We start from the raw sequence: 17,834 nt of genomic DNA, 5'->3' as shown, positions 1-17,834 counted from the left end.
ACAAACAGATCCCGCGCGGCCATTCCCGTCCGGGGACTTCACAGGAAAACCCTGGCGGAACCAGCCGAACGGGCCTGCCACGGACCGCGGGAAGCGGCCCCGCCGTCAGTCCCTGAGCAGGTCCGGCACCCCCGCCGCGTCCGGCACGTCCCGCTCCCCGGAGACCACCGTCAGCTGCTGCGTCGCCCGGGTGAGGGCCACGTACAGCACGCGCAGCCCGGCCGGCGACTCGTCGGCGATCTCCGCGGGCGAGACGACGACCGTGGCGTCGTACTCCAGGCCCTTGGCCTCCAGGCTGCCGAGGGCCACCACCCGGTCGCCGAGCCCGGCCAGCCAGCGGGCGGCCTCGGCGCGCCGGTCCATGGCGACGACCACGCCGACCGTGCCGTCGACCAGGTCGAGCAGTCGCTCGGCCTCGGCCCGCACGGTCTTCTCGAGCGAGTCGCGAGCGACGCTGAAGCGGGGCTCGACGCCGGTGGAACGGACCGCCGAGGGGGCCTTGGAGCCGGGCATGGCGAGGGCCAGGACCCGGGCCGCGAGGTCGGCGATCTCGGACGGGTTGCGGTAGTTCACCGTGAGCTCGAAGCGGCGGCGCGGGCGGCTGCCCAGGGCCTCGTCGCGGGCCTCGGCCGCCTCGTCGGGGTCGGACCAGGAGGACTGGGCCGGGTCGCCGACGACCGTCCAGGTCGCGTGCCGGCCGCGGCGGCCGACCATCCGCCACTGCATCGGGGTGAGGTCCTGCGCCTCGTCGACGATGACGTGGGCGTACTCGACCCGTTCCTGGGCGAGCCGCTCGGCGCGCTCGCGCTGCGACTCCTCGCGCACCGGCATCAGCTCCTCCAGGCCGGTGAGCTGGTCCAGCGGGTCGAGGTCGCGCCTCTTCCGGGGGCGGGCCGGGGTGCCGAGGATGGCCTGGAGCTCGTCCAGCATGGCGATGTCGTGGACGGTGAGGCCGTCCCGCTTCAGGGAGCGGGCCACCCGGCGGACCTCGCCGGGGTTGAGGATGCGGCGGGCCCAGCGGCCGAGGCGTCTCTCGTCGGCCATGGCGGCTAGGACGGCCTGCGGGGTGAGCTCGGGCCACCAGGCGTCGAGGAACTCGATGAAGGGGTCCTCGGCGAGGATGTCCTCGTCGAAGGAGGAGCGCAGTTCGGCGGCGAGCTCCGGGTCGGTGTGCCGGCCGGCCGCGCCGGAGCGGGCCCACAGGGCGTCCAGGAGGAGCTTGCGGGCGCGGGGGCGGAGCAGGTTGACCGGGGCCGTGCCGCCCAGCGCGTTGTGCCGGATGCGGTCGAGTTCCTCGGCCTCCAGCTCCAGGCGGCGGTTGAAGGCGACGACCCTGAGCCGGGTCGGTGAATCGTTCGGCTCCAGGGCGCCGCGGGCGGCCCTGCGCAGCACCCGGAGCATCCGGGAGGAGCCCTTGGCGCGGGCGGTGGCCGGCGTGTCGTACAGGGTGGCCTCGGCGCCGTCGACCAGGGAGCCGATGGCGCGGATGGCGACCTGGCCCTCCTCGCCGAGGGACGGGAGGACGCCCTCGGTGTAGGCGACGAGGAGCGGGGTCGGGGAGACGATCAGGATGCCGCCCGCGTACCGGCGCCGGTCCTGGTAGAGCAGGTAGGCGGCGCGGTGCAGGGCGACGGCGGTCTTGCCGGTCCCGGGGCCGCCCTCGACGTAGGTGACGGAGGCGGCGGGGGCGCGGATGACCAGGTCCTGCTCGGCCTGGATGGAGGCGACGATGTCCCGCATGGTGTGGCTGCGGGCCTGGCCGAGGGCGGCCATCAGCGCGCCGTCGCCGATGACGGGCAGTGTGTCGCCGTCGAGGAAGGCGGTCAGCTCGGGGCGCATCAGGTCGTCCTCGACCCCGAGCACCCGGCGGCCCTTGGAGCGGATCACCCGGCGTCGTACGACACGCCCGGGATCGACCGGGGTGGACCGGTAGAAGGGCGCCGCGGCCGGGGCCCGCCAGTCGATGACCAGCGGGGCGTAGTCCTCGTCGAGGACGCCGATGCGGCCGATGTGCAGGGTCTCGGCGATGTCGGCGGTGTTGTCGTCGCGGACCGCGCCCTCGGCGGGTTCCACGGCGGTGTAGGCGCCGTCGGGACCCTTCTTGCCGTCCTTGCCGAGGAGCAGGTCGATGCGGCCGAAGAGGAAGTCCTCGAACTCGTTGTTGAGCCGGTTCAGGTGGATACCCGCCCGGAAGACCTGCGCGTCGCGTTCGGCGAGCGCGCCGGGGGTTCCTACCTGACCGCGTTTGGCCGCGTCCTCCACCAGGAACTCCGCCTCGTGGATCTTCTCCTCGAGACGGCGGTACACCCGGTCGAGGTGTACCTGTTCGACGCTGATCTCACGGTCTCGGACGGAATCCTGGGCCGCGTCCTGGAGCGAGTCCTGGACGGAGTCCTGTGCGGAATCCCGATCCGAGCCGTGAGAGCCGACCGCGGATTGCTGAGCCTGAGCGGCCACCGGGCCCCCTTCTGACGTGCTGGGCAGCCGTCAACCGTACGCGAAGGGGGCCCGCCGAAGCTACGCGCTGACCGAGACGAGCTTCTTCCCGTCGAAGGTCATGACCTCGAAGTGGTCGATCTGGTTGGGGGTGAAGGCGGCCCCGCCGTGCACGTAGAGGGGCTCCTTGGCCTTCGCCGACGCGGCGTCGGTGATGCCGTATCCCCAGGTCGGGACGGACCAGGACGTCACCGTCTCGCGCTCGCCGTTCTTGCCCACGGCGATCAGCGAGCACTTCTTCGGGCCGGTGACGTTCTTGAGCTGGAGGACCGCGTGGGTGCCCCAGTCCTTCTTCTCCAGGGCGACGGTCGCGGTGACGTGGGTCGTCGGGTCCGTGGCCGTCTTCTTGTCGGTCATGGTCTGGAAGGCCGCCTGCGCGGGTCCCGTGGCCATGTCCGCGGTGCCGCTGTCCGAGGAACCGCTCAGCGCCACGCCGGCCGCCGTGCCGCCGGCGATCAGCACGACCGAGGCGGCCAGTGCGAAGATGTTCCGCCTGCTGCGGACCTTGCGCTTCTCGGAGACCTCCACGACGAGTTTCTCGACCATCCGCGGGCTGGGCCTCGCGGACAGCGACTCACCGATGGACGGATTGCTTCCGGAGCCCGGCAGATCCGCCAGGGCCGCGAGCATGGGCTCCATTCCGGCCAGCTCGTCGAGCTGCTGGGCACACCATTCGCACCCGGCCAGATGGGCCTCGAAAGCGGTTGCCTCGGCGTCATCGAGAATCCCGAGCGCGTACGCGCCGACAGTCTCGTGCTCATTGGGCACCGGAGATTCCTGCATAGCACCAGACATACCCGAACCACCTGTGCCGAACCCGCCGTGCCCCCCGTACACACTCATCACGCCGTCACCCCCCGCTCCTCCAGTGCCAGCTTCATCGACCTGAGGGCATAGAACACCCGCGAACGGACGGTGCCGCTGGGTATACCCAGCGTTTCGGCCGCCTCGTTGACGGTACGCCCCTTGAAGTACGTCTCGACGAGCACCTCCCGGTGGGCCGGGGTCAGGTCGTCGAGCGCGTCCGACAGCGTCATCAGCCACAGCGCCTTGTCGATCTCGTCCTCCGCGGGGATGACCTCCAGCGGCGACGGATCGACCTCCTGCGGCCGGGCCTGCCGGCTGCGGTGACCGTCGATGACGATGCGGCGAGCGACCGTCACCAGCCAGGGGCGTACAGATCCGGTCGCCCGATTGAGCTGGCCGGCGTTCTTCCAGGCACGGATGAGTGTCTCTTGCACGACGTCCTCGGCGCGTTGCCGATCACCGGCGACCAGCCGAAGGACATACGCAAGGAGAGGTCCGGCGTGCTCCCGGTAGAGAGCACGCATCAGCTCCTCATCAGGCTCCGAGGGCTGGGACATGCGATGTCGGGCCCTCGATCCACGTTCATTGGCCACGGCCGCATCCTTGCGCACGCCCACCTCCGGTGTCCGGGGGTTCCCCCAGTCGGTCGCTCCCCCACCGGTACGGAAGTGACTCGCGGTGTGTTCAACAAGACCCCACATTTTTCCGCGAGGTGACATGACGAGCGGGACATGACCCCACATTCCCACCGCGTGATCTTTACATTTCCGACACAACGTCGAAGGCGGCCGGGCTGCCCGTACTCACCCGTCACCAAACGGAGTGTTGTCGAAATCACTTTCGCGGAGCTTCGATGAAGATCCGGCAGAAGCCGCGAATGGGGCGGGAGTTGGCGTGCGGGGTGACGGCGGTCACGCGCGGGCGAGGGCGGCGCGGCGCCGGTGCCGGGCCACCCGCTCGCGGTTCCCGCAGACCTCGCTGGAGCACCAGCGGCGCCTGCGCCCCCGTGAGGTGTCCAGATACACCAGAGGGCAGTTGTCGCCCTCGCACTCCCTGACCGCCGCCCGCGCGACGGGATCGGTGAGCAGCTCGACCGTGTCCCGGGCGACGGCGGCCAGCAGCGCCGCACAGCCCGGCGGCCCGGCCAACTCCCGGACCAGGTAGCCGTCCTCGCCGGGCACGGCGCGCGGGGCCGGGGGCGCCGCGGCGCGGGCGACGTCGTTGACCCGGGCGAGCGCGAGGCCGTACGACCGGACGCCCGGGGTGTTCGTGCCCCGCACCAACTGCCCCACGGAGCCCCGCAGTTCCCGGAAACCGACCAGCCAGCCGGCGTCGGCGTGGGCCAGCGGGGTGCCCGGCGGGACGAGTCCGGATCCGGTGATCCAGGCCCGCAGCGGTTCGAGCCCGTCGAGCCGTTCGCCGGGATGCGTGGTCGCGAGCAGATCGAGACAGATCCGCCCGGCGTCGAAGCGCAGCTCGGACGCGGACGCGGTCGCGGCCGTACCCAGTGCCATGTGCCTGTCACCGCCTAGGACAGGGGAACCGTTCCGTTCACAGTGCCCGGTGCGGCGGGCAGCCGGAAGTCCTCGTACCGGTGTTCCGCCTTTCCGCTGGTCCGCCTTTCCGCGGCGTTCCCGTGCGACCCCGCCCGCAGCGGGGTCGCCGGAGCCCGGGACGCGGGCCGTCCCCGTTCGGTCCGGATACCCCGGCAGGCCTCGCCGCCCCCCGCCGCGGGCCGTGACCCTGTGTCCTGCGAACGCACAGCGAGCCGCCCCAGGGGGGACCCGTGAGGGACGGCGGTTCAGAAAGGACAGTTCATGAGCATGCGCACCCGGGTCGTCGCGATGGCGACGGCCGTACTGCTGGGCGCCGGCGGTCTGGCCCTGGCGCCGGCCGCGACCGCCGCCGCGCCCTACCACGGCATCGACGGGGGCGGCGCCGTCACCGACGACTGGCAGGACGAGGAGAACCTCGGCGTCGACGACTACGCCGAGAGCAACGCCACGGCCCTGTGGGAGACCGTGCTGTGGGCGGACGGCGCCCAGTACCAGGACGACGACGGCGACTCGCACCCGTTCGAGAAGAGCAAGATCGACGGCTCGTTCGGCCCCGAGACCGAGTCGGCCACCCAGTGGTGGCAGGAGCACTTCGGCCTGTCGGACAACGACGGCGTGGTCACCGAGCAGAGCTGGACCTTCGCCCAGCAGCGGCTCACCGGCCCGGCCGCGGGCAGCGCCGTCACGTTCCACGGCACCGCGCACAACGCCACCCTCAAGCGGATCAGCAACAAGTACCGGGTGCGCATCAAGGGCACCGGTTCCTGGAAGATCGCGTACTACGACCAGCGCGGCTGAGCCGGCCGCCGGGGCGGGCGGCCACGGTGTCGCCCGCCCTGCGGGGCAGCGCCCACAGCAGCCCGGCGGCCAGCACCGCGGCGAGGGCGGACGCGACGACGGCGGCGATCCGCCACCGCCGCTGCCCTGTGGGGGCCTCGGGTGGCCCGGCGGAGTCCGGCGGCCGGGCCACCGCGTCCGCCGCCGGCTCCGACGCGCCCTGCGGCCACGCCTGCTCGGCCAGCTCCCACAGCGCCAGCAGCCGCGCCTGGTCCCCGCCCGCCAGCCCGCACAGCACCTGCGCCGCGCTCCTCGGCGGCAGTCGGTCCCCGCTCAGATAGCGCTGCCAGGACGACTTGCTGTACGCGGTGCGCCGGGCCAGTCCGGCGAGGCTGAGCCCGGTACGGCCCTTCAGGACCCGCAACTGCTCGACCAGATGCCGAGCCTCTCGCGGCAGCGTGGTCGGCAAGGGCTGCCAGCGTGTCATGTTCCGTCCCCGTCCCCCGTGTGCCGTCCCCCGTGTGCCGTGGTCCGGCGCCAGCGTGCCGCGCACCGGCCGGAATCCGGCAGAGCGCACACCCGCGGAGCGGGGCACGGCTCGCCGCACGCGCGCGGTCGCACGGGACGGCCCGGCGCGCCCGGGAAGGGACGGGCCGGAGTGACGGGTCACCGGCCGCCCGCTACGGCCCGCCGCCGCCGGGCGGTCCCCAGAACGTCGTACGCCGGTCAGCCCGTCCGCTCGTCGCCCGTGGCGAGGAACCGCCGCACGTACTCCCCCGGCGGCAGCCCGCTCTCCCGCATGAGGGAGAAGACCTCGGCCCCCTCGCCCGGCGACCCGTCGATGCGGAACGACTCGACGAAGCGCACGTACTCGACGTCGTCGAGCGCCTCGCAGTACTCGATCGCCTCGCTCTCCGCACGGCCGATCGCCTCGTCCGGCGAACCGGCGGTCCACAACGTGACCCGCTCCTCGTACACGCCGAGGACGCGGTGCCGGAACACGCACCGCACTCCGTACCAGGCCGAGTCCGCTTCTCCGGACATCGCCGTCCCCCCCTCTGTCGGCAACGACTGCGCAGGTCACGGTGATACCAGTCCGGGTATCCGGTCACGACAGCGCCCCGGTTCGAGCGCCGACGGCCCCGGCAGCCACGACGTCGTCCCCCATTTCCCCCGTCCCCCCATGACCGGGGCCGGCGGCCAGGGGCCGTCGGCTCAGGCGTCCGCGTACTTCGCGTCCGCCGCCGGGTCCAGCGCCAGCCGGTACCCGCGCTTGACGACGGTCTGGATCAGCTTCGGCGCGCCGAGGGCCGTACGCAGGCGGGCCATCGCCGTCTCCACCGCGTGTTCGTCGCGGCCGGCACCCGGCAGGGCCCGGAGCAGTTCGGCGCGGGCCACCACCCAGCCCGGCCGCCGCGACAGCACCCGCAGCAGGGACATCCCGGCCGGCGGCACCGGCTTCAGCGCGCCGTCGACGAGGACCGCGTGCCCCCGGATCTCGACGCGGTGACCGGCGATGGGCAACGCCCGTGCCCGCGAAGGCAGTTCCTGGCAGAGGAGCTGCACGAGGGGGCCGAGCCGGAAGCGCTCCGGCTGGACGGTGTCGACGCCGAGGGCCTGGAGCGGCAGGGCCGTCACGGGTCCGACGCAGGCGGGGACGACGTCGTGGCCGAGGGCGGCGAGCAGGTCGCCGAGGAGTCCGCGGTGCTCGGCGCGGGAGACGAGGGAGGCCGCGGCGGGCGCGCTGGTGAAGGTGATCGCGTCGAGCGAGCGGGAGACGACGGCGTCCAGGAGCCGGTCCACCGGGCCCAGGTCCTCCGGCGGCATCCACCGGTACACCGGCACCGGCACCACCTCCGCGCCGGCCGCCCGCAGCGACTCCACGAACCCCGGCAGCGGCTCCCCGTGCAGCTGTACGGCGATCCGCCGGCCGTCCACGCCCTCCTCCAGGAGCCGGTCGAGCACCTCGGCCATGGACTCGGAGGACGGCGACCACTCCTCGGTCAGCCCGGCGGCCCGGATCGCCCCCTTGACCTTGGGCCCGCGGGCGAGGAGTTCCACGTTCCGCAGCCTTTGCAGCAGTTCCTCTCCGAAACCCCACCCGTCGGCGGCCTCGACCCACCCCCGGAACCCGATCGCGGTGGTCGCCACGACGATGTCCGGTGCCTGGTCGATGATCTCCTTCGTGGCGGCGAGCAGCTCGCCGTCGTCGGCCAGCGGCACGATGCGCAGGGCGGGGGCGTGCAGCACGACGGCACCGCGCCGCTGCAGCAGCGCTCCGAGCTCGTCGGCGCGGCGCGCGGCCGTGACCCCCACGGTGAACCCCGCGAGGGGGCCGGGCCGACCGGGGTCCGGCCGCTGCTGCTGTTCCTCGTCCATGGCTGCACTCCTAGCTGACCCGCATGCCGAACGAGCCTGTCAACGGCGCATGACAGGCTCGGTTCGGGTTCATGTCACCAGTGTTACGTCACACCTCGGCATAGCTGAGCTGCGCCTTTGCCTCCGTGGCGGCCGCGGCACGCTCCGGCGCGGCCGGCCGGCGAAGGTATACGGCCCAGGTCACCGCGAAGCACAGGCCGTAGAAGACCAGGAAGGCGACGAAGGCGCCGGTGCCGGAACCGTAGGAGAGGAACGACTGCCGGAAGGCGAGGTTGATGCCGACGCCGCCGAGCGCGCCGACCGCGCCGATGAGCCCCATGGAGGCACCCGAGAGCCGCCGCCCGTACGTGACCGCCTCCTCACCTTCCAGCCCCTTGGCGAGCGCCTTGGTGTGGAAGATGCCGGGGATCATCTTGAACGTCGAGCCGTTGCCGATGCCGGCGAGCGCGAACAGCAGGACGAACGCGACGACGAACAGGGGCAGCGACTTCCGCATGCCGGCGGCTACCAGGACGGCGGTGGCGGCGGCCATGCCGACGTAGTTGTACAGAGTGATCTTCGAGCCGCCGTACTTGTCGGCGAGCCAACCGCCCACAGGACGGACCAGGGAGCCGAGCAGGGGGCCCATGAAGGTGAGGTAGGTGGCCTGGAGCGGCGTACGGCCGAACTGGTTCGTGAGCACCTGCCCGAAGGCGAAGCTGTAGCCGATGAACGACCCGAACGTCCCGACGTAGAGGAAGGACATGATCCAGGTATGGGCGTCCTTGGCGGCGTCCACGGCGGCGCCGGTGTCGTTCCTGACGTTCTCGATGTTGTCCATGAACAGGGCGGCGCAGACGGCGGCGACGACGATCAGCGGGATGTAGATCCCGAGCAGCACGCGCGGGCCGCCGTTCGCACCGATGACCGCGAGGGCCACGAGCTGGATCGCGGCGACACCGACGTTGCCGCCGCCCGCGTTCAGCCCGAGGGCCCACCCCTTCTTCCGCAGCGGGAAGAAGGAGTTGATGTTGGTCATGGAGGAGGCGAAGTTACCGCCGCCGATCCCGGCGAGGAGCCCGATCCACAGGAACGTGTCGAACGAGGTCCCCGGCTTCATCACCGCGAACGCGGCGACGGTCGGGACGAGGAGGAGGCCGGCCGAGACGATCGTCCAGTTGCGGCCGCCGAAGATCGCCACGGCGAAGGTGTACGGAACGCGGGCGACGGCACCGACCAGCGTGACCATCGAGGTCAGCAGGAACTTGTCGGCCGGGGTGAGCCCGTACTCCGGGCCCATGAAGAGCACCAGCACGGACCACAGAGTCCAGATCGAGAACCCGATGTGCTCGGAGAGGACCGAGAAGACCAGGTTCCGCCGGGCGACCTTCTCGCCGGTCGCGTTCCAGAACGCCTCGTCCTCCGGATCCCACTCCTGGATCCAGCGACTACGGGAAGTGGGGGTAGGGGCTGGGGCTGGGGCCGTCATGACGCCTCCACGGTGCTCCGCGTGCTCGGTCTGCTACGAGTGACTAGGCCACGAAGGTAGGGAGGCGTCGTTTCCGCGCTGTGGCTCCGGGTGACCGGAAGGGAACGTTGCTCTCACCCTGGGCAGGGGGCGGGTGAGAGGTCGTCCGGGGCGGGTCCGGTCGACGGGGCGTCAGCGGGGCGGGTACGGAGGCTGCTGGGGCTGCTGGGGCTGCTACGGCTGCTGCTGGTAGGGGCCGGGGGTGTACGGACCGGCGGGCGGCTGGGGAGCGCCGTACGGACCGGCGGGCGGCTGGGGCGGGGCGTAGGGGCCGGGGGCCGGCTGGGGCGGGGCGTAGGGGCCGGGGGGCTGCTGACCGTAACCGGCGCCGTAGGGGCCAGGGGGCTGCTGCGGCCAGGCCTGCGGGGCCGGAGCGGGCGCCGGCATGGGCATGGACGTCGGCATGGACGTCGGCATGAACGGAGGCATGGACGTAGGGATTGGCATCGGCATCGGCGTGCCGGGGGGCAGATACCGCACCCGCCCGCCCTCGCCCGTCACCGGCACGAACCCGGCGGCCTGGAGCCGCTGCGCGAACTTGGCGTTGCGCCCGCGCGTGACGAAGAACCCGAGCCCCATGACCGCCATGAGCAGAACCCATACGACCCCGGAGACGACGAAGGCGCCCGCACTCCCGCCGGCGCGCGCCGCTGCCAGCACCAGCCCGAGGGTGATGCCACCGGCACCGAGCAGCATGCGCTTCTCGGCGTTCTTCCCGGTGAGGTCGAACTGGATCCGGGCCTTGAGGAGTTCGACGGCGTCCGGGACGAGGGGCGGCAGCGAGACGCCGTCGGCGGCGTTCGGGTACTGCGCCCAGTTCTGCGCGGCGCGCGCACGCCCCTGCGGGCTGTGGTCCGGCACGATCAGGAGCTTGAGGACGTTGTTGCGGGAGCCGGTGTGACGGGCGTCGGCGTACTCGTACCCGAACTGCTGGGCGACGAAGGCGAGCCGGGCGAGCTTCTTCACGGAGGCCCAGGCGTTGGTGAGCTCGACGGGCTCCCCACTGGCCATCAACTGGAACATCTTTCGTACTTGCCGCGCGCTCATCGCATCCGCTCCCCGTCGGCCGAGCCATTCTTTTCACTTCTGCAACCAAGGAAGTGTTCCATGCGGCATGCACCGAGAGAACGGCCACCGGTTGGATTGACCCGGGCTTGACTCACCGTCAGCGCTGGCGGACCTCGAACCAGAGCAGCTTCCCGGCACCGCGGTCCAAGGGCCCAACGTCCCCGACGGACAGGCTGCCCCACGAGTCCGCGTACTCCTGCACGAGCCGCAGGCCCCGCCCCTGCTCGGCTTCCGCCGGGACGTACGGCACACGGTCCCGGGGAGACTCCCTGAAGGGGGCGGGGATACGCGGGTGACTGTCCCAGACCCCGACCCGCAGCCGTCCGTCCGCGAGAGCGGTGAGCCGGAGGGAGGCGGGGCCGCGTGTGTGCCGGTAGGCGTTGGTGACCAACTCCGAGGCCAACAACTCGACGGCGTCGAGGGCCTCGCCTCTGCCATGACCACTGAGCACCGCTCGTACGGTCATACGTGCGACGCGTGCCGCGCGGGGATCACGGGGCAGGCGAAGGGCGTACGTCCAGGTGTCGGGCAGGAATACGGTGTCCACGAGGACCTCCGCCGAGAGACGGGACTCGGGTTCGCCCAACGACCACGCCGAGCGGTGGCTCTGCCGCGGGGGTGCGCTTCCGGCTTATGGGCGGGGGGAGTTGGGCGGTACAGGCACTACAGTAGGCCGCGATTGGGAGATACATCTCCACAATCAGGAAGATGTGCCCGCGTTTACCTCTTGTGGGTTATAAGAGAGCCGCACACCAGCCGGGAAGGACATGCCGTGCCGCCGACCAGCAACCCCACTCTGCGTCAACGGCGTCTCGGTACCGAGCTGCGCAAACTCCGTGAGCGATCCGGCCTCACCGTCACCCAGGCCGCTGCGCTCCTGGGCGTCAACCAGGGGCGTGTCAGCATGATCGAGACAGGCCGCAGCTCCCTCAGCTCCGACCGGGTCCGGTCACTGGCCTCGGCGTACGACTGCTCGGACGGGGCTGTGGTCGACGCCTTGGCCGCGATGACCGGACGCCGGACTGGCGGCTGGTGGGAGGAGTACCGGGAACACCTCCCGGCCGCGTTGGTCGACCTGGCCGAACTCGAGCACCACGCGACCGGTTTGCGGGTCGCCCTCGCGATGCACGTACCCGCATTGCTGCAGACCGCCGACCATGCCCGTGCCCTTTTCCGGGCCGTGGTGCCGCCCATGCGGCAGTACGAGATCGAGCATCGCCTCACGCACCGCATGAAACGACAGGGGATCCTCCACCGCGAGAAGCCGCTTCCCTATACGGCGATCATTCACGAGTCGGCTCTCCGCATCCGGTTCGGAGGCTCCGACGTCAGGCGCGGCCAGCTCAAGCACCTCCTCGACATGGGCGAGCTGCCGAACGTGACCGTCCGGGTGATCCCCTTCGATGCGGAGTACTACCCGAGCACGGGCCAGTCCTTCGACTACGTCGAGGGCCCGGTCCCCCAGCTCGACACGGTGCAACTCGACACCCATCACGGCGGGTGCGGATTTCTCGACGGGGAGGCGCAGTTGAGCAAGTACCGTGCCGTGCTGGACCACATGGAGTCCTGCGCGCTCGGCCCCGCCGAGTCGCACGACTTCGTCCACAGCCTCATCCAGGACATCTGAGAGAGACCGTGCACATACTCCACTGGCGGAAGTCGACCTACAGCGGCGACAGCTCGAACTGTGTCGAGATAGCCACCTCCCCCGCCGCCGTCCACATCCGCGACTCGAAGCGCCCCGTGGGCCCTCACCTCAAGGTCAGGCCCCCCACCTGGACCCACTTCCTCTCCTCCTTGGTGCAGCCCCGGTAACGGTGATCGCATGGGAACGGACATCCACGGCTGGATAGAGTGCCGCACCTGGCGCGAGGGCCTGCCCCACGACGAGACGGCGTGGGCCCCGGCCATCAGCCTCCCGATGCTGGGGATGCCGAGGGACTACGACGGCTTCGCCTGCCTCTTCGGCGTACGCGACTTCGACGCCACCTGGCACCCGGTGGCGGCGAACCGAGGCCTACCGCCGGACACGTCCCCCGAGGTCCGCGAGGAGCACGCCGCCTGGACGGGATCGGCGTTCGCAGAGACCTGGCTGACCTGGCCGGAGGCGAGGGCGATCGACTGGACGGAGCCGGCGGTCCCCCGCACCACCCACATCGCCCGCTATCACCGCGCCCCGGACGGCACCCTCCGCCTGGTCCACCACCACGACTGGAGCAGAGGCTTCGCTCGGGCGAGCGGCGTCAACACGCTCACCACGTCCCCCGCGGACCTGGCCGGCCTCCACCCCGAGGGCACGGAATGGACCACCGGCACCACGGTCTACCGAACCGAACGCCTCCGCCGCCGTGACGCGGTCCCGGAGGACGGCCCGTGGGCGCCGGTGTGGACGGTGATGGAAGCGTTGGCGGGGGTGCACGGCGAGGAAAAGGTGCGGTTGGTTGCGTGGTTCGACGAATGACCTGTCGCCTGAACGCCGTGCACCGCACCGCTCAGCAGTCACGCCACCGGCTACGGCGATGTCACCTCCAGTGCAGCGACTTGGCAACCGCCTCGAACAGCTCGACCATGGCGTCGGCGAACATGTCCAGGGGAGTCGAGAAGGTGAGCAGGAGGACCGCTTCGGTGCCCGGGACGCCGACGGCGTAGTCGACCACTGTCACCGGCAGCCGGCTGCCGGAGGAGTCATCGGCTTCCGGGACCGTACGGGTGCGACGCGTGGTCGCCGGGCCGGCGAAGGGTAGTTCGACGGCCGTGACCTGTTGCGAACGGCCTTGGGCGTCCAGGCGGAAACCCTGGTCCGGAGGGACGACGGTGACCAGGAGTGAGGAGGACAGGGGCACCGGCCCGATGGACGTCGTGGAGATGTAGAGCTCCACACCACCGTTCTCGTAGCCCTCTTCGGCACGGGCGAGAAGCGCTTTGCTGAATTCCCGCTTGAGCAGTACCGCATCATCCTGACCCTCGAAGACCCGTTCGGCCAGTGCTTTGATCGGCCCTTTCCAGCCGTCGGGCTCAAGCGGAATCCGGAACCAGCCGTCCGGAACAACGAGGCCGTAGTCGGTGGGCGGGGCGAGCCCGCCATCGGTGGGCCCGTGGGCGACGGCGTCCGGCATTCCTCAGTCTTCCTTGACTTCAGCGAGTTCCAGCGACTCGGCCAGCGTCTGGGCCAGTTCCAGCAACGCTTCACCGAAGACGAGATTCGTCCACGACATGCGGAACACAAGGACGTTGTCGACCTGCGGCGGAATCACCGCGTAAGTAACCGTCTCCATCATCGTCTTCTTCTTGAAGAGCGAGCCGGTCTCGACGGAGAGGAGTTCCTGGACCCGTACCCCCTGGCCGGCAGGCAGATTGACCTCTGTCACGCTGCGCCGCTCAGGAGACGTGGGCAGAACATCGTTCAGGAGGTCGGGGAGTCGGTCCAGGGACCGGTAACCGTCCCCGTCGTAGTCATGGACCTCGTAGACGGCGGTCAGTGCTTTGGCCGCGTCGAGCACATAGGCATAGGCGAAGGTGGGGTCACCCAGATCAGCCGTCTCCGCCACACGTGCCAGCGTCGAGGCCAGTTCGCGGAGCTCGCTGCGCGGAGCCTCCGCACCCAGGTGGTCCCTGGCAGCCTGCTTCGCCCACTCGCCGAACTCAGCGTTCTCACCCACGGGAAGCCTGATACAGCCCTCCGGCTCGGAGATCAGGCACTGCCACACCACGTCAACGCTCACCCGGAAATCGTCCTCGCGGTCAGGAGCCCACTGTCCAAGCGGACTTCCACTTGTTGTACGGGTTGTTCCACTCCGTGAGGCCATGGAGCTTGTCATTCCCGTCGATGACTGTCGCCGCGACAGTGTAACCAAGCCACCTCTGCCCAGCAGATCGCACATAGTCGGTGAACTTCACACCGCCCATGCTTTCGAACTTGCCGAGAATCGGAACCTCTTTCAGTGCCTTGCTGGACTCGACCCACTCCGGGTTACCAAAAGGCCTGGCTCCCCGCCAAGCGTCCCTGCCGAAGAGTTTCCCCACGTCCTTGAAGTCCTTGAGGCCCTTCACGGCATCCGCCGTGTCCTGGTAGATCACCTTGGGATTCAGGACGTGCTTGAACTCCCTGAGTTTCCCAAAGGCTCCCGGCAAGTCGCCCGCGAGTCTCCGCGACGCCTCCTCGGCGGCCTGGTTCGCGGCTTTGGCGGCCTTGCCCTTCAGCGTGTTGGCCGCCTTCGCCGATCTACCGGACAACGAGTTGGCGGCGAGAAAGTCCGCCCGGGCGGAACGACTCGCGGTCTGCACTCCCCGTACACCGGCGGCAGCCGCCTTGCCCGCGCTCAGTGCGGCGCGTCCCAGCCCGAGCGTGAGCAGGGCCACGCCGTCCAGAACCAGGTCGGCGATGCTCGCGTCGCCCGAGAAGACGAGCACCAAATGACAGGCGAGGGACACCACGGTCGCGAGGAGAGCAATCGCGTCCAGGACACCCGCCAGCGCCCAGCCGATCACCGGGATCCAGCCCACCAGCAGCGAGGCGAGGGCACAGGCTGTCGCCACCCAGCCGGCGATGTCCGCGATGCTCTTGAGCGCTCCCTTGATGTTCTCCCAGGTGGAGTCCTTCAGTTTGTCGTGGTCGATGAGTGCCTCAAGAGCGCGAGCCGCCTTCTCCCCGGCCCGGTTGCGGGCGTTCTTGGCGTCGTGCACCCGCTTGATGGCATCGTTGACACGACCGTCGACCTCGTCTCGCTTCGTGGTCAGATCGTGCTTCTTCTGCTCGTAGTCGCCTGCGGACTTGTCCAGGGCGTCGAGCGACTTGTCGAGACGATCCCGCTCCTCGCGGTCGCGCTCGGCGTCGTTACGCGCCTTGTCCGCGGCCTGCTGGGACGACGCCAGGACGGAGGCGTACTTCTCGTCCGGCCGGTCCGTCTGCTCACCCAAGAGGTCGGCAGCCGTCTCGAAGCGATCCAGGACCTTCTTCAGCCGTCCGGCAGTCCCCTCGGCCGTCTTGCGGAACTCGTTCGCGGCATCACTCTGCCAGCCGTCCACACCGCAGAGGGCTTCGATGTTGCCCGTCTGTCTCCTGATGGCATCGGCCACCGAGCGGAATCGCCGACCCAGCTTCGCCACAGCCTCGGGGTCCCCGGACACCGGGTCGGAGTCCAGCTCGACCGGTGACCAGTCTTTCGGACGGGACATCATCCCCCTTGTCTCTGGGGCTTCTTCTCCTGCTTGCGGACCGCGTTGGCGAGGTCGGTGTCTATCTGCTCGTAGGCCTGGGCCGCGGCCTTCGTGATGGCCGCGAGCTTGGCCAACTCCCCTTCGAGCTTCCCTCGCTTGTAGTCCCAGTTGTCAGCGAAGTCGTCGAGCCGGTCCGTGAGCTCCTCGTGACCTACGACCTCCCGGCTCCAGCCGTACTCGCTCTTGTCATCGAGCCCTTGCAGCTCCTCGACGATCTTCTCGATACCCGTGGAAACACTCTTGAGCACGTCGAGATCGTCGATCCTGGTCCGATCGCCCACGACGCCTCCTACGGCCGGAAGGCTCCGGCCGGCTCATCGCTCACCTGTTGACGGACTGGATCTCCTGCACGATGACATCCTGGGTGGCCCCGAAGGTCCCGTCGTCCAGGTTTCCGCCCGTCCCTCCCGTGCCCGTCCAGCTGATCTTCCAGGTGATCGTGGCCTTGAGCGGGTACGAGCCCGTGCCCGAGGACCGCAGGTACTTCACCCCGCAGGGTGGCGTCTCACCGGCCTTCCCCTTGGCGTAGGCCTCACCGATGCTGCCGTTCCTGAACTCGCAGACACCCGAAGCGGGATACGTCACCGCATCCGAGGTGCCAGGGTCGATCTTGAGGGAGTACGGCGTGGCGGTGGTCGTGGCGCTGATGCCCAGCACGGGAACGGACGCGGTGACGGAGACAGGCTTGAACTCGGCACCGTCCAGCCAGGCCCAGGTGGGGAGGTTGACCTTCGTCTTGTCGGCCGGGGCCAAGGTCACCTTCGTACTGGGGACGCGGATCTCGTTGTAGGCGAGCTGCGAGAGGATCTCCGGGGTGACCGCCTGGGGTATGTCCGCCGGCGGGTTGTCACCCGTGTCCACCCAGAAGATCGGTTTCGTGCAGTCAAGCGCGCCGGGGTCTCCCTCACGTCCCTTCGTGACGTACGAGTCCCACCAGTAGCCCTTACCGGCCTTGTCCTTGTTGAAGTCCTTGTACGGCTTCCCATTGACGTAACGGTCACGCTGCGTGGCATCCCACTCGTAACCGGTCGAGTCGGCCTCCCAGATCGGCGTCAGGTAGGCCTCAAGGGCGCCGGGTGAGAATTTGGGCGCGTAGTAGCAGGCCGGAGGGGTCCAAGTCGTGGTCGGCGTCACTGCGCCGGTCGTTGCGCCGGAACCGTTCTTGGAGAGGTCATAGACGACGCCTGCCGTCGCCGAGATGTCGCCTTTGCCGTCACTTCCACCGGATGTATTCGTATTGGGATCGCCGTTTGTGCTGCCCCCGGGTCCGTAGCCCGCGAACGCCTGGGCCGGGCAGGCCAATAGAGCCATTGCGGCGAGTATGACAATTGCTGAGTTCCGGTACCTCATGGCTGGCATACCGAGCTCCCCCGCTGCGACGTCAGCTTCTCAGTGATCCAGACACCCTGCTTGTTGAGTTGAAGCAGGCTGCTGTAAAGGACGTAGTCGTCCTTCGAAGCCTTGGTGACCTCCGTCTTCCCGGTCTTCAAGCTCTTGTTGTAAGCCTTGGTCTGATCCTCGCAGTAGACAAGACCTGCGGTCCCATCGTCGTTGATCTGAACCTTGGCATCGAAGTACCGCTTGGCTCCGGTAATCCGGCCTTTGTAGTCGACAAACTCCTGAATGAATTTCTGGCTACCGGCAGCGGCCAAGCCCTCGGAGTAGAAGCGGTAGGCCTTGTCGAGCGGAGCCTGCTTGGCGATCGCCATATCCACGGCCTTAATGAACTGCTCACTATCACCGAGGACGGCATCCTTCTTGCTGTCGCCCGTCTTTGCCCACTCAAATGTATACGTCAGATCCGACGGCAACGTGATCTTCGGACGACCGCCGGTGGCCGCCGAAGCCGAAGCACTGGGCGAAGCCGAAGTCGACGCCCCCGTGTCCGCCCCCGCGATCTTGTCGTTCGACTTGGACTTGCCTCCGTCACCTCCGCCGCACCCGGCAAGCAGCAGTGCGGCCGCCACACCGGCGGTGGCTGTCGTGAGCAAGCGGCGGGAACGGCGGGTCACGGTGGGCTCCTGGTG

At 69.7% G+C, this 17,834-nt stretch carries 20 protein-coding genes; 4 read left to right on the top strand and 16 right to left on the bottom strand.

Annotated features, from left to right (window positions below):
• Nucleotides 1-105: 105 nt before the first annotated feature.
• The 4 genes from BLW82_RS26345 to BLW82_RS26330 form a co-directional block, all read right to left on the bottom strand.
• Nucleotides 106-2,457, bottom strand: coding sequence for a HelD family protein (locus BLW82_RS26345; RefSeq protein ID WP_177233071.1), 2,352 nt, complete (start codon nucleotides 2,455-2,457; stop codon nucleotides 106-108).
• A gap of 60 nt (nucleotides 2,458-2,517) precedes the next feature.
• On the bottom strand, nucleotides 2,518-3,339 hold the full coding sequence (locus tag BLW82_RS26340) for an anti-sigma factor family protein (RefSeq protein WP_305729054.1): 822 nt from the start codon (nucleotides 3,337-3,339) through the stop codon (nucleotides 2,518-2,520).
• Nucleotides 3,339-3,860 carry a sigma-70 family RNA polymerase sigma factor gene (locus tag BLW82_RS26335; protein ID WP_010039908.1) on the bottom strand — a complete coding sequence of 174 codons (522 nt, stop codon included), beginning with the start codon at nucleotides 3,858-3,860 and terminating at the stop codon, nucleotides 3,339-3,341. Before BLW82_RS26335 ends, BLW82_RS26340 begins: the two co-directional genes overlap by 1 nt.
• Before the next feature lie 354 nt (nucleotides 3,861-4,214).
• The gene (locus BLW82_RS26330) at nucleotides 4,215-4,817 is read right to left on the bottom strand and encodes a CGNR zinc finger domain-containing protein (protein WP_093502356.1); all 603 of its coding nucleotides are present in this window, start codon (nucleotides 4,815-4,817) and stop codon (nucleotides 4,215-4,217) included.
• Between the two features lie 303 nt (nucleotides 4,818-5,120).
• Between BLW82_RS26330 and BLW82_RS26325 the strand changes: the two genes are divergently transcribed.
• Nucleotides 5,121-5,657 carry a peptidoglycan-binding domain-containing protein gene (locus BLW82_RS26325; RefSeq protein ID WP_093502354.1) on the top strand — a complete coding sequence of 179 codons (537 nt, stop codon included), beginning with the start codon at nucleotides 5,121-5,123 and terminating at the stop codon, nucleotides 5,655-5,657.
• Here BLW82_RS26325 and BLW82_RS26320 read toward each other — a convergent pair.
• From BLW82_RS26320 to BLW82_RS26295, 6 genes are all read right to left on the bottom strand, one after another.
• Nucleotides 5,608-6,123 carry a helix-turn-helix domain-containing protein gene (locus BLW82_RS26320; protein WP_093502352.1) on the bottom strand — a complete coding sequence of 172 codons (516 nt, stop codon included), beginning with the start codon at nucleotides 6,121-6,123 and terminating at the stop codon, nucleotides 5,608-5,610. The genes BLW82_RS26325 and BLW82_RS26320 overlap by 50 nt on opposite strands.
• Before the next feature lie 239 nt (nucleotides 6,124-6,362).
• On the bottom strand, nucleotides 6,363-6,680 hold the full coding sequence (locus tag BLW82_RS26315) for a hypothetical protein (protein WP_093502351.1): 318 nt from the start codon (nucleotides 6,678-6,680) through the stop codon (nucleotides 6,363-6,365).
• A gap of 171 nt (nucleotides 6,681-6,851) precedes the next feature.
• Nucleotides 6,852-8,015 carry a uroporphyrinogen-III synthase gene (locus BLW82_RS26310; RefSeq protein WP_093502349.1) on the bottom strand — a complete coding sequence of 388 codons (1,164 nt, stop codon included), beginning with the start codon at nucleotides 8,013-8,015 and terminating at the stop codon, nucleotides 6,852-6,854.
• Between the two features lie 88 nt (nucleotides 8,016-8,103).
• Nucleotides 8,104-9,483 (bottom strand): nitrate/nitrite transporter, encoded by a 1,380-nt coding sequence (locus BLW82_RS26305; RefSeq protein WP_093502348.1) that lies wholly within the window; start codon nucleotides 9,481-9,483, stop codon nucleotides 8,104-8,106.
• Nucleotides 9,484-9,696: 213 nt separating this feature from the next.
• Nucleotides 9,697-10,569, bottom strand: a complete 873-nt coding sequence (locus BLW82_RS26300) for a hypothetical protein (protein ID WP_093502346.1) — start codon at nucleotides 10,567-10,569, stop codon at nucleotides 9,697-9,699.
• Between the two features lie 118 nt (nucleotides 10,570-10,687).
• Entirely contained in the window at nucleotides 10,688-11,137 is a 450-nt protein-coding gene (locus tag BLW82_RS26295) for an ATP-binding protein (RefSeq protein ID WP_093502345.1), read from the bottom strand.
• Between the two features lie 225 nt (nucleotides 11,138-11,362).
• On the opposite strand from BLW82_RS26295, the gene BLW82_RS26290 reads away from it, so the two are divergent.
• Genes BLW82_RS26290 through BLW82_RS26280 form a run of 3 tightly spaced genes read left to right on the top strand, consistent with a single transcriptional unit; the run spans nucleotide 11,363 to nucleotide 13,051 of the window.
• A complete protein-coding gene (locus BLW82_RS26290) occupies nucleotides 11,363-12,217 on the top strand; it encodes a helix-turn-helix domain-containing protein (protein WP_093502343.1) in 855 nt (284 codons plus the stop codon).
• An 8-nt stretch (nucleotides 12,218-12,225) separates the two neighbouring features.
• On the top strand, nucleotides 12,226-12,405 hold the full coding sequence (locus BLW82_RS26285; RefSeq protein ID WP_093502342.1) for a DUF397 domain-containing protein: 180 nt from the start codon (nucleotides 12,226-12,228) through the stop codon (nucleotides 12,403-12,405).
• Nucleotides 12,406-12,415: 10 nt separating this feature from the next.
• Entirely contained in the window at nucleotides 12,416-13,051 is a 636-nt protein-coding gene (locus BLW82_RS26280; RefSeq protein ID WP_093502341.1) for a hypothetical protein, read from the top strand.
• Between the two features lie 61 nt (nucleotides 13,052-13,112).
• Here BLW82_RS26280 and BLW82_RS26275 read toward each other — a convergent pair whose 3' ends face one another.
• The 6 genes from BLW82_RS26275 to BLW82_RS26250 all read right to left on the bottom strand — a co-directional run bounded on the left by BLW82_RS26275 (nucleotide 13,113) and on the right by BLW82_RS26250 (nucleotide 17,819).
• A complete protein-coding gene (locus BLW82_RS26275; RefSeq protein ID WP_093502339.1) occupies nucleotides 13,113-13,706 on the bottom strand; it encodes a hypothetical protein in 594 nt (197 codons plus the stop codon).
• Nucleotides 13,707-13,709: 3 nt separating this feature from the next.
• On the bottom strand, nucleotides 13,710-14,312 hold the full coding sequence (locus BLW82_RS26270; RefSeq protein ID WP_093502337.1) for a hypothetical protein: 603 nt from the start codon (nucleotides 14,310-14,312) through the stop codon (nucleotides 13,710-13,712).
• A gap of 19 nt (nucleotides 14,313-14,331) precedes the next feature.
• Nucleotides 14,332-15,768, bottom strand: a complete 1,437-nt coding sequence (locus BLW82_RS26265; protein ID WP_143063719.1) for a putative T7SS-secreted protein — start codon at nucleotides 15,766-15,768, stop codon at nucleotides 14,332-14,334.
• A complete protein-coding gene (locus BLW82_RS26260; RefSeq protein WP_143063718.1) occupies nucleotides 15,765-16,055 on the bottom strand; it encodes a hypothetical protein in 291 nt (96 codons plus the stop codon). Before BLW82_RS26260 ends, BLW82_RS26265 begins: the two co-directional genes overlap by 4 nt.
• Before the next feature lie 73 nt (nucleotides 16,056-16,128).
• Nucleotides 16,129-17,166, bottom strand: a complete 1,038-nt coding sequence (locus tag BLW82_RS26255) for a hypothetical protein (protein WP_093502330.1) — start codon at nucleotides 17,164-17,166, stop codon at nucleotides 16,129-16,131.
• Nucleotides 17,154-17,819, bottom strand: a complete 666-nt coding sequence (locus BLW82_RS26250) for a hypothetical protein (protein ID WP_256215960.1) — start codon at nucleotides 17,817-17,819, stop codon at nucleotides 17,154-17,156. The genes BLW82_RS26255 and BLW82_RS26250 overlap by 13 nt, the downstream gene beginning before the upstream one ends.
• Nucleotides 17,820-17,834: the final 15 nt, after the last annotated feature.

Origin of the sequence: Streptomyces sp. Ag109_O5-10, assembly GCF_900105755.1 — a bacterium.
In the GTDB taxonomy this organism is placed as follows: Bacteria; Actinomycetota; Actinomycetes; order Streptomycetales; family Streptomycetaceae; genus Streptomyces.
This window is presented reverse-complemented; position numbering and strand designations above follow the sequence as displayed.

Coding starts and splice junctions, on each gene's coding strand:
- BLW82_RS26265 (WP_143063719.1), bottom strand. CDS start 15,768: ATGATGTCCCGTCCGAAAGACTGGTCACCGGTCGAGCTGGACTCCGAC.
- BLW82_RS26335 (WP_010039908.1), bottom strand. CDS start 3,860: ATGTCCCAGCCCTCGGAGCCTGATGAGGAGCTGATGCGTGCTCTCTAC.
- BLW82_RS26315 (WP_093502351.1), bottom strand. CDS start 6,680: ATGTCCGGAGAAGCGGACTCGGCCTGGTACGGAGTGCGGTGCGTGTTC.
- BLW82_RS26325 (WP_093502354.1), top strand. CDS start 5,121: ATGAGCATGCGCACCCGGGTCGTCGCGATGGCGACGGCCGTACTGCTG.
- BLW82_RS26330 (WP_093502356.1), bottom strand. CDS start 4,817: ATGGCACTGGGTACGGCCGCGACCGCGTCCGCGTCCGAGCTGCGCTTC.
- BLW82_RS26300 (WP_093502346.1), bottom strand. CDS start 10,569: ATGAGCGCGCGGCAAGTACGAAAGATGTTCCAGTTGATGGCCAGTGGG.
- BLW82_RS26305 (WP_093502348.1), bottom strand. CDS start 9,483: ATGACGGCCCCAGCCCCAGCCCCTACCCCCACTTCCCGTAGTCGCTGG.
- BLW82_RS26255 (WP_093502330.1), bottom strand. CDS start 17,166: ATGCCAGCCATGAGGTACCGGAACTCAGCAATTGTCATACTCGCCGCA.
- BLW82_RS26320 (WP_093502352.1), bottom strand. CDS start 6,123: ATGACACGCTGGCAGCCCTTGCCGACCACGCTGCCGCGAGAGGCTCGG.
- BLW82_RS26280 (WP_093502341.1), top strand. CDS start 12,416: ATGGGAACGGACATCCACGGCTGGATAGAGTGCCGCACCTGGCGCGAG.
- BLW82_RS26310 (WP_093502349.1), bottom strand. CDS start 8,015: ATGGACGAGGAACAGCAGCAGCGGCCGGACCCCGGTCGGCCCGGCCCC.
- BLW82_RS26340 (WP_305729054.1), bottom strand. CDS start 3,339: ATGAGTGTGTACGGGGGGCACGGCGGGTTCGGCACAGGTGGTTCGGGT.
- BLW82_RS26275 (WP_093502339.1), bottom strand. CDS start 13,706: ATGCCGGACGCCGTCGCCCACGGGCCCACCGATGGCGGGCTCGCCCCG.